Genomic DNA, 11,768 nt, shown 5'->3' with positions numbered 1-11,768 from the left:
ACTTATTCGCTGATGGCCTTTCAAACAAAGGCGTAAGAAATAACATGAAAGAAAAAAGATGAAAGGAAAAAGCCTGTTCAATAAAACGATGTTGTTGTCGGTGTGTATGATAGTGGTGGCCTGTAGTGCCACTCAGGCACCCCCTTATGAAGCGGACAAGGCTCCTGAAGATCGTGAAAATTACAGCGGAGCAAAAGGCCTGATGCAACAGCAAAAAGATCAAAGTTACATGGCCAAAAAAGAGTTATCTGACAAGTGTGAACAAGCTAAAGTGAGCCAAGCCGTGGCTATAAAAGAAGGTAACAGGGAAGAAGCTCAAAAACAGCAGGTGCTTATCGACAGAACTTGCGTCTGACTTCATTGAATTACAAGGGTAAAACTTGTAATAGCTAACGGGACAGCCGCAATGCGCCATCAGGGTGTTTAGTGATATAGATTATAAATCACCGGTTACCGCTCTGATTATGAGCTTGCTCAGGATCGCAGATTGCGAATTTGTAAGAAACTGACGTTAATGTGTCAGTTCAACCTTTGACCAGGAAAAGTCATTTACCGGACAACACATACGCTGTCGCGGGATACCTGAGTCCATAAACACTGAACCTATCGCCTGAAAGCCCTGAGACTCGAAATGGTCAACGCCTTCTAATTCGCATTGCACATAGACGTCGTTCAGTTCTTTTTCTTTCGCAATTTGCAATAGGGAAGTGTACAGCACATCGTATATTTCGTCGCTGCGATGGTGCGAGATCACCGCTATTCTGCCGATTTCACCATCAGGCGTTATACGTCCTGTGGCGATATCTGTGCCATCGGAATCAACAACCAAAACATGTTCTGAGTTGGGATCTTGTTGGTCAAATTCTGACTGGCGTGGGATTCGCCACTCACAAACAAATACTCTGTCGCGTAATCGCTTTAGCCTTCGTTTGGAATGACGCCAGTTCACTTTTTCAATAGTGAATTCGTTCATACTTGTTGTGTCTGCGTAAGTTTACTTCAACCGGTTCTTTATTAATATTGTTACCAGCCATGCTCCGAGAGCCATAGTTGTAACATTTCTGAATAAAAAATCAATATGAATGCATAAGTATGAGTATTCAAAATTGTACTATTTAATCAGATTGTATTATCCATAAGCCCTTATTTAACATTGTAGACAAGTTGTGAATAAATTGTGAACTAAAATTGAAATTTATTTTCTTGTCAGGCAGCCAAACTGTTGAATTGAGTAATAAAAATACCTGTTTTTGATCATCTACAGGCCAGGCATAATAATCCCCATTAATGAATGTGGATAACCGCTTGTCTGAGTCATTCACCTGATAGTGCAAATGACGGACCCCCGGACTTTTAATAAAAGAAACCTGGTTGGCTAAAAGCTGGTGAACCTGTTCAGGGGTATAATCTTCATCAGGGGGCTCGGTAATAAACTTCGGGGCATCAGTCAGGTGAGTGCCCAACCAGTTTTCAAACTCAGGTGAGTCAATGGTCTGTTTCAGCAGGTTTCTGAAGGCCTCGGTTTCGTTAGTACGCAACTCGCATGATAATGCTCGTACAGCCAACTGAGGGTCTGTGTAGCGTTTACCTTGCCAGTTGTTGTCCAGCAGGTGATCACAAAAACTGTTGAGCAGTTCTATCTGGTTGGCAGCCCTGAAACCAATGGAATAGTTCAGGCATTCTTCCTGTGCGACACCGTTGTGCGGGTGTCCGGGCGGAATGTAAACGATATCTCCCGGATACAAAATCTCGTCAATGATGGGCGTAAACTGCGAAATCTGCCGTAGTTTAGGGTGAGGAGTGATTTCCTCAAAGTCGTCGGGTAGACCCACCTGCCAACGTCTGGAGCCTTTACCCTGCACAATAAATACGTCGTATTGATCAAGGTGAGGGCCAACACCGGCACCGGCTACTGAATAGCTCATCATTACATCATCCTTGCGCCAGCCGGGAATAAAATCAAACTCGTCCATCATTGCCTGAGCTTCTGGCAGATAGTTTTCCAGTCCCTGCACCAATAGCGTCCATTGCCCCTGGCAAACTGTCGCAAACTCGTCAAAGGGACCGCAGCTTACTTCCCAGCTATTGTCTGCAAAGGAAATAATACGGCTATCAATCTCTTCTTCCATGGCCAGTCCGGCCAACTCGTGCTCGTCGGTGAAATCAGTAAAGTTCGGGAAGCCCTGCCTGATGACCAGCGGTTTCTTTTGCCAATAGTGCGCTAAAAACTCAGCGCTGTTAATTTTGAGTGTTGTCATTAAACCGAATAGGGTTCGTTAATCCAGTAGACATTTTGCGGGCCCATACCTTTAACTTCAATAGTATCCTGGTAATCAAACATAAACTGTCCTTTGACCAGGTCATAAGTGGCCTCACTGACCTGTATTTTTCCGGCATAGCCCTGGCTTTCCATACGAGAGGCCAAATTTACTGCTTCACCCCATAAGTCGTAGCTGAATTTATGCATACCAATAACGCCGGCCACAACGGGGCCGCTGTTGATACCTATGCGCAGCGTATTGCTTAGCTTATTTTCTCTGGCCCAGAGAATAAATTCCTCCTGCATGCGGATAGCACATTTGCAGGTATTGATGGCGTGTTTCTCCTGGTAAACCGGCAAACCGGCTACGGCCATATATTGATCGCCAATGGTTTTAATTTTTTCTAAGCCGAATTTGGCGACTAAGCGATCGAATCGACAAAACAACTGATTGAGTAATGACACCAGTTCACCTGGTGGATAGCGTTTGGCCAGGTTGGAAAATCCTTCAATATCAGCAAATAAAATGGTGACATTGTCAAAGTGATCGGCAATGGGTTTTTCCTCCTGGTTGAGGCGGTTAGCGACTTCTTTGGGGAGAATGTTGAGCAGCAGCATATTGGTTTTAAACTGCTCTTTGCGGATAGTTTTCCAACTGGACTTCAATGACACGTAAATAAAATAACCGGTTAAAAAGCAGCTGATACCAAAACTGAGCTTATCGCTTTTACTTAAAATTGCCGTCGCCAGATCGCTTTCCAAATTTAACGGATTAACCACAAGGGCAGTTTCCCAAAACAAATAGGCCAGCAGAAACCATAGCATCATATACACCACTTCTTTGGTGGTTAAGTCAAAGTGGAGAAAGGGGATTGCGAACAGGGCAATCAGGAAAAAGTAATGGATAGGGGTTAAAAAGTCATAATTAAACGACGACAGCCCAATGTAACTGGAATACAGCAAAATCAGGCACAGCCGGGCGGCACAATATCGGCTCGCTCTGTTGAGTAACGGAACGCCGGTCATTAAAAATGCGTGACTTAAAATTAACAGGATTTGTATTGGACTGTGTGCCGACCACAGTAAAAGCTGAACAGGTAACTGCAACAGGATTACACCGCAAGCCACCAGACTGAGTACATTGGAGAATCGTATAGATTGATATTGCTCCGGCTGCTGTGGGTTAGCACCGGCCAACAGAATTGTGTCTAATTTTGGGGTATTCACATTATTCAACTACAGGGTAAAGTCAGTGTAGTTAGCTTATGTGATGTGGCCTGAAAAGAGTGTTAAATTTGGGACATTCAGTGCCAGCCGTGAGACTGGCACTGATTAACCGGCGATAAAACGGGTTAGCGCTGCTCGGTGAGCTGTTTCGCCATGCCAATGTAGTTGGCCGGTGTCATGGCCTTTAACGCCACTTTGGCTTCTTCCGGTAACGCCAGGTTATCGATGAATTCAGCGATAATTTGTTGGTTTACCTTTTTGCCTCGGGTCAACTCTTTCAGCTTTTCGTAGGGTTTTTCAATGCCGTAACGGCGCATGACTGTCTGGATTGGCTCAGCCAGAAGCTCCCAGTTGTTGTTCAGTTCGTCTAACAGACTTTGTTCATTTACCTGCAACTTACTGATGCCTTTCAGGGTGGCCTGGTAGGCAATCAGTGCATAACCAACACCGACACCCAGATTACGCAAAACGGTTGAATCCGTTAAATCCCGTTGCCAACGGCTAACAGGCAGTTTAGTGGCCAGGTGGCCGAAAACGGCGTTAGCCAGTCCAAGGTTGCCCTCTGAGTTTTCAAAATCAATCGGGTTAACCTTATGTGGCATGGTGGAAGAACCAATTTCGCCAGCAATGGTTTTTTGTTTAAAGTGACCCAGCGCGATGTAACCCCATACGTCGCGATCGAAATCCAGAATGATGGTGTTAAATCGGGCAATGGCATCAAACAACTCAGCGATATAATCGTGCGGCTCTATCTGCGTAGTATAGGGGTTCCAGGTAATACCTAAGCTGGTTACAAACTTTTCAGAAAATCCATGCCAGTCAACATCGGGATAAGCGGACAAGTGGGCATTGTAGTTACCCACTGCACCGTTGATTTTACCTAACAACTCAACCGCATGGATTTGTTTTACCTGACGTGCCAGACGCGCTTTGACGTTTGCCATCTCTTTGCCCATAGTGGTAGGAGAGGCGGGTTGCCCGTGAGTTCGAGCCATCATAGGTACATTCAGATATTCGCCTGCCAGCGCATCAATGGCATCAACCAGCTTGTTGCACCATGGCAAAATGACTTCATCACGGGCGGCGCGTAGCATCAACGCGTGGGACAAGTTGTTGATGTCCTCTGACGTACAGGCAAAGTGAATAAATTCATTAACGGCATTTAACGCTGCATTGTCCTGTACCTTTTCTTTCAAAAAGTATTCAACCGCTTTGACATCATGGTTGGTGGTGCGTTCAATATCTTTAATGCGCTGAGCATCTGCTTCATTAAACTCAGCAACAATTTTATCTAACAGGGCGTTTGCCGCATCATCAAACTGAGGCACTTCTGTAATTTCAGGCTGATTCGAAAGGGCTTGCAGCCAGCGAACCTCTACTTCAACACGGTATTTTAATAGGCCGTATTCGCTGAAAATTGAGCGTAATTCAGTGGTTTTGTTACCATATCGACCATCAACTGGTGAAATGGCAGTTAAAGCAGACAGTTCCATTCAGGAGTCCCCGTTTTAGAAAGTTTGATTAATAGTCTTTAAAGTGTTCTCTGCAGATTGCAAAATTTTACCGCGTTGGAAAATAATGTTTCGGCGTTTGCCACCCAATTGCCGCCACAGAACCGCTGAGCGAATACCACCTAATAACAGGGCGCGTACTTTGTCCTGGATGGATTGTTGTTTCAGAGAGGCCGGATCGCCAGCTACCTGGATTTTATGCGGTAGCGGACTCACATTATCTTTGTAAATACTGGCCAGATTCGCAATCATCTGGTTTTCAAATAAGGACATCATACTGGTCTGGCGTTTGATATTTTCAATCCGTTGACCAATGGCCGCCAGTTTGCCGTCACTTTGCGTTATTTTTCGCTCTAACGTAAGCAGGCTGGCGACGTAGCGGGTGATTTCCTGATCTTTAGTGGCTTTATCACCCAGTTGTGCAATCAGTACTTCAAATCCCAGTTTCAGGTTTTTAAGTGCGCCATAAACGTCCACGGTAGCATCAGGATCGGTAGCCACAATGGAGCTGATAGTGGTTTGATAAGCATCTTCAGAGTAAGGCTTGCTGCGGGCAATTGACTGCACCAGAATTGCGGCCTGGCAAACACCAGCCAGCGGCAGTTGGATTTCATCAAATCGATTCATTAACGTATATAACTCTCAATAATTCCGCCGCCAAGGCAAACTTCATCGGCATAAAATACTGCAGACTGGCCGGGTGTTACCGCTTTTTGTGGTTTATCAAACAGCACCTGACACTGACCTTGTTCATCAATAGTCAACTGGCAATCGATATCCTGCTGACGGTATCGGGTTTTGACTGTGCAGCGCAAAGTACTGCCGGCGGTAACCGGGTTTTCTCGGGCTACCCAGTGCAGTTGTTTTGCCACCAGGCCATTGGAAAACAGGCGAGGATGATTAGCGCCCTGGCCCACGATCAGCACATTGTTCTCAACGTCTTTATCAACGACATACCAGGGTTCATCACCGTGATTTTTAGTGCCACCGATGAACAGGCCTTTGCGTTGTCCAAGGGTGTGGTACATCAGGCCGTCGTGCTGGCCGATTTCTTCACCTTCCGCGGTTTCAATCTTGCCAGGTTGTGCCGGTAAAAATTTACCGAGGAAATCTTTAAATTTGCGCTCGCCAATAAAGCAGATACCGGTACTGTCCTTTTTATCGTGAGTAATTAACCCTTGTTCTTTAGCAATATCCCGCACCAGAGACTTTTCCATGTGCCCGATGGGGAACAGAGTTTGCGCAACGTGCTCACTTCCTAATGTGTACAGAAAGTAACTTTGATCTTTATTGTCGTCCAGGCCACGCAACATTTGCCACTTATCGCCATCTTTACGTCTTTGCACATAATGGCCGGTAGCGATGTAATTGGCACCTAATTCCTCTGCGGCGAACTCCAGAAATGCTTTAAACTTGATTTCTTTGTTGCACATAATATCGGGATTTGGTGTGCGGCCGGCTTTGTATTCTGCCAGAAAATACTCGAATACATTGTCCCAATACTCAGCCGCAAAATTGATGGTATGCAATTCAATGCCGAGTTTGTCAGCTACCTGCTGGGCATCTTGCAAATCTTCAGCGGCAGCACAGTATTCGTCATTGTCGTCTTCTTCCCAGTTTTTCATAAACAAGCCTTCCACCTGGAAGCCTTGCTCTTTCAACAGATAGGCGGAAACGGAAGAATCCACACCACCCGACATACCAACGATGACTTTGGTCTGCTCCGGTATGATTTCTTCGCCGTACTGTGTAATTGCCGTGGGATCAAAAACTGACATAGAAATTACTCATAGAAATTGCTGTCGTACCTTGTTTGTTTCGGGCTGCTTAAAATGGGGCGCGATTTTAACAAATTAAAGTGGGATATTCATTCCAATTCCATCTAAAACAGAAGAAAAGTTAGTGCTTTTTGGCAACGTTAAGGCAGACACTGAGGAACCGTACCGAATGCATTGCAGTGATTTTGCTGCTGGCCAGATGCAGATATTTCGGAATTGCGCCGACTCAGCATAGCTTTGTGCGGTTATAACAAGGGATCAATTTCTTTGATGATTCTCGCTGGATTCCCTGCAACAACAACGTTATCGGGGAAACTTTTAGTAACAACTGCACCGGATGCAATCACAACATTATCACCGATTTTAACTCCTGGGTTGACAACAGCCATCCCGCCAACCCAACAATTATCGCCAAAGGAAATGGGACTCGCGAACTCTTTGCCGCTATTGCGGGCATTTGGGGTCAAGGGATGAGAAGCCGTATAAATACCAACCTGAGGCGCGAGCATACAATTGTCACCAAAGGTTATCGGAGCGACATCCAGCAAGACACAGCCAAAATTGGCATAAAAGTTTTCGCCCACATGAATGTTCATCCCGTAATCACATTTGAAGTCTGATTCTATATATATTTGCTGTCCGGTACGACCAAACAACGATTTGATAATTTCTGCTCTTTCATCGGGTAAGGTTTGGCTGGTGCTATTCAATTTTTCCAGCTTCAGTCTGCACTGCCGACGAAGTTCAACCAGTTCGGGATCGCCCGGGGAGTACATTTCTCCTGAAATCATTTTTTGCTTTTCATTCATAGTTTCACCTTATTATTGCCAGAGAGGCTTCGACAACGATCTGCAAACAATGTTCAGCTAAATTTCCGCTATGCTGACCCTGGACGCTGAGAAACTTCCTGATATTCACCATTGGCAATGCCATCAATGGTCCAGTTGCCGACGCGATACCGGATCAGGCGCAGGGTGGGGTGACCTATGTGGGCTGTCATGCGACGCACCTGGCGGTTGCGGCCTTCCGTGATGGTGATACTAAGCCAGGTGGTGGGAATGGACTTGCGCTCGCGAATCGGGGGATTGCGAGGCCAAATTTGCGGCTCCTGGATTATTTTTACATTTGCCGGTGCGGTTAAACCATCTTTTAGCTCTACACCGTCACACAAGGCCTGAATAGAGGTTTCTTCGGGAATGCCTTCAACCTGCGCCCAATAGGTTTTTGAGGTTTTGTGTTTTGGCGAAGCGAGCTTGTTTTGTAATTTCCCGTCGTTGGTAAGAACCAGTAGCCCTTCACTGTCACGGTCTAACCGGCCTGCCGCATATACATCGGGAATATCGATAAAGTCCTTTAGGGTTTGACGTTTTTCGGCGTCAGTAAATTGCGATAACACATCAAACGGTTTGTTGAACAGAATAACCCTGGTGTGGAGCGGCTTTTCCTTCCGGGGGGTAAACTTTGGGTTGCCATACGCTTTTTTCTTAAAAGGCATAAAATTCAATTTTTTTGTGGTTTTCTGCATAATTATACGGCTTACGCGGTTGTAATTACATAATTTAGCCGTATATCATCTTTCGCGAACTTTAAGTGTGTTGATCTTGAGTGTTTCAATGAGCGAAGATCAACGTATTTAATGGCAGAGCATAAAACCTGAGGTGAAGTTGGTCTTGTTTTAATTTTCATCTATTGTTTATGTTCTGGATTTTCCCTTTTCGTACCATTGTCAATTCGGCTACATACGCGTTAGCTGAATTGCGTTCGACTAATTATCGGTTGGATTACCAACAGTATCGAGGTTTAACATGGCATCTAAGTCAAAGATTATCTATACCAAAACAGACGAGGCTCCGGCACTCGCGACATATTCTTTGCTTCCGATTATCAAATCATTTGCAAGTGCTGCAGATATTGATGTGGAGTTGAGTGACATTTCATTAGCGGGTCGAATTCTGGCTAACTTTCCTGATTTCCTGACCGACGAGCAAAGAGTTCCGGATGCGCTGGCTGAACTGGGTGATCTGACTCAGGAGCCAGATACCAATATTATTAAATTACCCAATATCAGTGCTTCTATCCCGCAATTACGCGCAGCTATCAAAGAATTGAATGCCAAGGGATATGCTGTACCAGAGTTTCCGGAAGATCCAAAAGATGACAAAGAAGCGGATATCAAAGCGCGTTACTCTAAAGTATTGGGCTCAGCAGTAAACCCGGTATTGCGTGAAGGTAATTCAGACCGCCGTGCTCCGAAAGCCGTTAAAAATTATGCCCGCAAGCATCCGCATTCCATGGGCGCATGGAGTCAGGCGTCGCGTTCACACGTAGCCCATATGCGTGGCGGCGATTTCTATTCCAGCGAAAAATCCACCACCATCGATAAAGAAGGTCATGTGCGTATTGAGTTCACCGACACTAAAGGTGAAGTGACTGTGCTTAAGCCTCGCATTGATTTGGAAGCGGGTGAAGTGATCGACGGCATGTTCATGAGCAAAAATGCGTTATGTGCCTTTTTCGAAGAGCAAATCGAAGACGCTCGTGCCACTGGCGTATTGTTCTCGCTGCACGTAAAAGCCACAATGATGAAGGTATCTCACCCCATCGTATTTGGTCACTGCGTTAAAGTGTTCTACAAAGACCTGTTTGAGAAACACGGTAAACTGTTTGAAGAATTGGGTGTTAACCCGAACAACGGTTTAGGCAGTGTATACGATAAGATTTCTACTTTACCTGAGTCGCAACGTTCCGAAATTCAGGCTGATATCAATGCCTGCTATCGCACCCGTCCACCGATGGCGATGGTTAACTCTGATAAAGGTATTTCTAACCTGCACGTACCCAGCGACGTTATCGTAGATGCCTCTATGCCAGCGATGATCCGTAACTCTGGTCAAATGTGGGGACCGGATGGACAGGCTGCTGATACCAAGGCGGTTATCCCGGAAAGTACTTACGCTACTATTTACCAGGAAGTCATTAACTTCTGTAAAACTCACGGCGCCTTTGACCCAACGACAATGGGTAGTGTACCCAACGTGGGCTTGATGGCTAAAAAAGCCGAAGAATACGGCTCCCACGATAAAACCTTCGAAATGTTTGCCGATGGTACCATGCGTATTATCGACCAGGACGATAATGTTCTGATTGAACATCAGGTGGAAGAAGGTGACATCTGGCGTATGTGTCAGACTAAAGATGGCCCTATCCGTGACTGGGTTAAACTGGCGGTGAACCGTGCCCGACAGTCTGAAACACCGGCTATTTTCTGGTTAGATGACGAGCGTGCACATGACTCGCAACTGATCACCAAAGTGACTGAATATTTAAAAGAGCACGATACCGACGGTCTGGATATTACCATTCGTTCCCCAGTTCGTGCGATTCGTTACAGCATGGAGCGGGCTATTCGCGGTCTGGATACCATTTCTGTAACAGGTAACGTGTTACGTGATTACCTGACTGACCTGTTCCCCATTCTGGAGCTGGGCACCAGCGCCAAGATGTTGTCAATTGTACCGCTAATGGCGGGCGGTGGTTTGTTCGAAACCGGCGCAGGTGGTTCAGCACCGAAGCATATTCAACAGTTCATTGAAGAAGGCCACTTGCGTTGGGATTCTTTAGGTGAATTCCTGGCTCTCGCGGTTTCTTTGGAAGATCTGGCGATTAAAAACGACAACAAGAAAGCTCAAATCCTGGCAAATGCCCTGGATTCGGCTACCGAGACCTTACTGAATAACGGTAAGTCACCTCTGCGTCGTGCCGGTGAACTGGACAACCGTGGCAGTCACTTCTATCTGGCAATGTACTGGGCTGATGCAGTGGCAGCACAAACTGAAGATGCCGAATTGGCAGGTAAGTTTGCTCCACTGGCTAAATTGCTGGCTGAGAATGAAGCGCAAATCGTTGCCGAAATCGATGCCACTCAGTCGAAAGAGACTGACATTGGTGGTTATTACATGATGGACGATGCAAAAACTGCAAAAGCAATGTGCCCCAGCGAAACGCTGAACAAAGCACTGGCCGCTTATCAATAAGCGTACGCCAGTAATAGCAAAAACCCGGCTACAGATGCCGGGTTTTTTTGTGAAAAAATATAAAGCTGAAACACGTTAAAAGCGCCGCTTGCTTTGAACAGAGGAAAGTCACCAGAACCTGTTGTTTAAACAGTTTGTGTTTTCATCTGGCACAAAGCAAAAAAGCGAATGTCGGGATTCGCTTCTTTAAATCATGTTTTTGAAGCGATTTATCTTTCGGCTTCTAGCTCGAAAGTAATATTCTCAGCATGCAGGCCTTTAGGGCCATTCTCAACTTCGAAATTAACTTCCTGGCCGGCTTTCAGGGTGCGATAACCGTCCATTTGAATAGTGGAGTAGTGTGCAAAAATGTCTTCGCCGCCACCATCTGGTACGATGAAACCGAAGCCTTTTGCATTATTGAACCATTTAACTTTACCAACAGCCATACTTCTGATCCTAAGTTTTCCTTGAACTGAACTTTTAATGCCCCCACTATCTCTTATGTGATGTGGGATTTCTTATTATTTGTAACAAACTGTAGATTTTTTGACCTAAGTGTGTCAAGCCCAAATTCACAATTTATTAATTTAATTTACCAAAGTTTAAACCTATTTGATTGTTAGAGTCTATTCTATAGTTATGAGTAAGTTCGACATTATAAATTCCGGTCAGGAAAAGCAGTTAGAAGCGGTCAAACAAAAAGTGCAACCGCCTTCCATGTTTAAGGTACTGCTCAACAATGATGATTACACGCCGATGGACTTCGTGGTGGAAGTTCTGATGCAGTTTTTTAACTTAGACGCTGAAAAAGCCAACCAAATTATGTTAACCGTCCATTATCGCGGAAAAGCGGTATGCGGTATCTATACCGCTGATGTTGCCGAGACGAAAGTTATGCAGGTGAATCAATATGCCCGCAAACATCAGCATCCACTGCTGTGTTCTATGGAACAGGCATAGTCTGTAAAGGGGAAAG

12 protein-coding genes are annotated in these 11,768 nt (G+C 45.4%); 3 read left to right on the top strand and 9 right to left on the bottom strand.

All coding sequences use genetic code 11. The features are described 5' to 3' along the window. Nucleotides 1–58 precede the first annotated feature (58 nt). Nucleotides 59–355 carry a hypothetical protein gene (locus LJ740_RS04265; RefSeq protein WP_229527801.1) on the top strand — a complete coding sequence of 99 codons (297 nt, stop codon included), beginning with the start codon at nucleotides 59–61 and terminating at the stop codon, nucleotides 353–355. Nucleotides 356–511: 156 nt separating this feature from the next. Here the strand turns inward: LJ740_RS04265 and LJ740_RS04260 are convergent, their stop codons facing one another. From LJ740_RS04260 to LJ740_RS04225, 8 genes are all read right to left on the bottom strand, one after another. Further along, nucleotides 512–973 carry a GNAT family N-acetyltransferase gene (locus LJ740_RS04260; RefSeq protein ID WP_229527800.1) on the bottom strand — a complete coding sequence of 154 codons (462 nt, stop codon included), beginning with the start codon at nucleotides 971–973 and terminating at the stop codon, nucleotides 512–514. Between the two features lie 142 nt (nucleotides 974–1,115). Further along, nucleotides 1,116–2,258, bottom strand: a complete 1,143-nt coding sequence (locus tag LJ740_RS04255; protein ID WP_229527799.1) for a cupin domain-containing protein — start codon at nucleotides 2,256–2,258, stop codon at nucleotides 1,116–1,118. Then, nucleotides 2,258–3,487 carry an adenylate/guanylate cyclase domain-containing protein gene (locus LJ740_RS23260; protein WP_229527798.1) on the bottom strand — a complete coding sequence of 410 codons (1,230 nt, stop codon included), beginning with the start codon at nucleotides 3,485–3,487 and terminating at the stop codon, nucleotides 2,258–2,260. The genes LJ740_RS04255 and LJ740_RS23260 overlap by 1 nt, the downstream gene beginning before the upstream one ends. Before the next feature lie 125 nt (nucleotides 3,488–3,612). Further along, a complete protein-coding gene (purB, locus tag LJ740_RS04245; RefSeq protein ID WP_229527797.1) occupies nucleotides 3,613–4,980 on the bottom strand; it encodes an adenylosuccinate lyase in 1,368 nt (455 codons plus the stop codon). A 15-nt stretch (nucleotides 4,981–4,995) separates the two neighbouring features. Then, nucleotides 4,996–5,625 carry a high frequency lysogenization protein HflD gene (gene hflD, locus LJ740_RS04240; protein ID WP_229527796.1) on the bottom strand — a complete coding sequence of 210 codons (630 nt, stop codon included), beginning with the start codon at nucleotides 5,623–5,625 and terminating at the stop codon, nucleotides 4,996–4,998. Beyond that, complete coding sequence (mnmA, locus tag LJ740_RS04235; protein ID WP_267498132.1) at nucleotides 5,625–6,776, bottom strand: tRNA 2-thiouridine(34) synthase MnmA; 1,152 nt, start codon at nucleotides 6,774–6,776, stop codon at nucleotides 5,625–5,627. The genes hflD and mnmA overlap by 1 nt, the downstream gene beginning before the upstream one ends. Before the next feature lie 245 nt (nucleotides 6,777–7,021). After that, nucleotides 7,022–7,585 carry a sugar O-acetyltransferase gene (locus LJ740_RS04230; RefSeq protein WP_229527795.1) on the bottom strand — a complete coding sequence of 188 codons (564 nt, stop codon included), beginning with the start codon at nucleotides 7,583–7,585 and terminating at the stop codon, nucleotides 7,022–7,024. A 68-nt stretch (nucleotides 7,586–7,653) separates the two neighbouring features. After that, nucleotides 7,654–8,301 carry a pseudouridine synthase gene (locus LJ740_RS04225; RefSeq protein ID WP_229527794.1) on the bottom strand — a complete coding sequence of 216 codons (648 nt, stop codon included), beginning with the start codon at nucleotides 8,299–8,301 and terminating at the stop codon, nucleotides 7,654–7,656. Nucleotides 8,302–8,581: 280 nt separating this feature from the next. Here LJ740_RS04225 and LJ740_RS04220 point away from each other — a divergent pair, with 280 nt between their 5' ends. Beyond that, on the top strand, nucleotides 8,582–10,810 hold the full coding sequence (locus LJ740_RS04220) for an NADP-dependent isocitrate dehydrogenase (RefSeq protein ID WP_229527793.1): 2,229 nt from the start codon (nucleotides 8,582–8,584) through the stop codon (nucleotides 10,808–10,810). A 209-nt stretch (nucleotides 10,811–11,019) separates the two neighbouring features. Here the strand turns inward: LJ740_RS04220 and cspD are convergent, their stop codons facing one another. After that, entirely contained in the window at nucleotides 11,020–11,238 is a 219-nt protein-coding gene (gene cspD, locus LJ740_RS04215) for a cold shock domain-containing protein CspD (protein WP_229527792.1), read from the bottom strand. A gap of 193 nt (nucleotides 11,239–11,431) precedes the next feature. Here cspD and clpS point away from each other — a divergent pair, with 193 nt between their 5' ends. Further along, nucleotides 11,432–11,752, top strand: coding sequence for an ATP-dependent Clp protease adapter ClpS (clpS, locus tag LJ740_RS04210; protein WP_229527791.1), 321 nt, complete (start codon nucleotides 11,432–11,434; stop codon nucleotides 11,750–11,752). The last annotated feature ends 16 nt before the right edge of the window (nucleotides 11,753–11,768 follow it).

This window comes from Planctobacterium marinum, from assembly GCF_020687805.1.
GTDB classification, from domain to species: Bacteria; Pseudomonadota; Gammaproteobacteria; order Enterobacterales; family Alteromonadaceae; genus Planctobacterium; species Planctobacterium marinum.
The sequence above is the reverse complement of the archived record's forward strand: the minus strand, read 5'-3'. Positions and strand labels throughout refer to the sequence as shown.

Excerpts from the sequence above, each read along its gene's own strand:
- LJ740_RS04265 (WP_229527801.1), top strand. The coding sequence starts at position 59 with ATGAAAGGAAAAAGCCTGTTCAATAAAACGATGTTGTTGTCGGTGTGT.
- LJ740_RS04260 (WP_229527800.1), bottom strand. The coding sequence starts at position 973 with ATGAACGAATTCACTATTGAAAAAGTGAACTGGCGTCATTCCAAACGA.
- LJ740_RS04255 (WP_229527799.1), bottom strand. The coding sequence starts at position 2,258 with ATGACAACACTCAAAATTAACAGCGCTGAGTTTTTAGCGCACTATTGG.
- purB (WP_229527797.1), bottom strand. The coding sequence starts at position 4,980 with ATGGAACTGTCTGCTTTAACTGCCATTTCACCAGTTGATGGTCGATAT.
- hflD (WP_229527796.1), bottom strand. The coding sequence starts at position 5,625 with ATGAATCGATTTGATGAAATCCAACTGCCGCTGGCTGGTGTTTGCCAG.
- mnmA (WP_267498132.1), bottom strand. The coding sequence starts at position 6,776 with ATGTCAGTTTTTGATCCCACGGCAATTACACAGTACGGCGAAGAAATC.
- LJ740_RS04230 (WP_229527795.1), bottom strand. The coding sequence starts at position 7,585 with ATGAATGAAAAGCAAAAAATGATTTCAGGAGAAATGTACTCCCCGGGC.
- LJ740_RS04225 (WP_229527794.1), bottom strand. The coding sequence starts at position 8,301 with ATGCAGAAAACCACAAAAAAATTGAATTTTATGCCTTTTAAGAAAAAA.
- LJ740_RS04220 (WP_229527793.1), top strand. The coding sequence starts at position 8,582 with ATGGCATCTAAGTCAAAGATTATCTATACCAAAACAGACGAGGCTCCG.
- cspD (WP_229527792.1), bottom strand. The coding sequence starts at position 11,238 with ATGGCTGTTGGTAAAGTTAAATGGTTCAATAATGCAAAAGGCTTCGGT.
- clpS (WP_229527791.1), top strand. The coding sequence starts at position 11,432 with ATGAGTAAGTTCGACATTATAAATTCCGGTCAGGAAAAGCAGTTAGAA.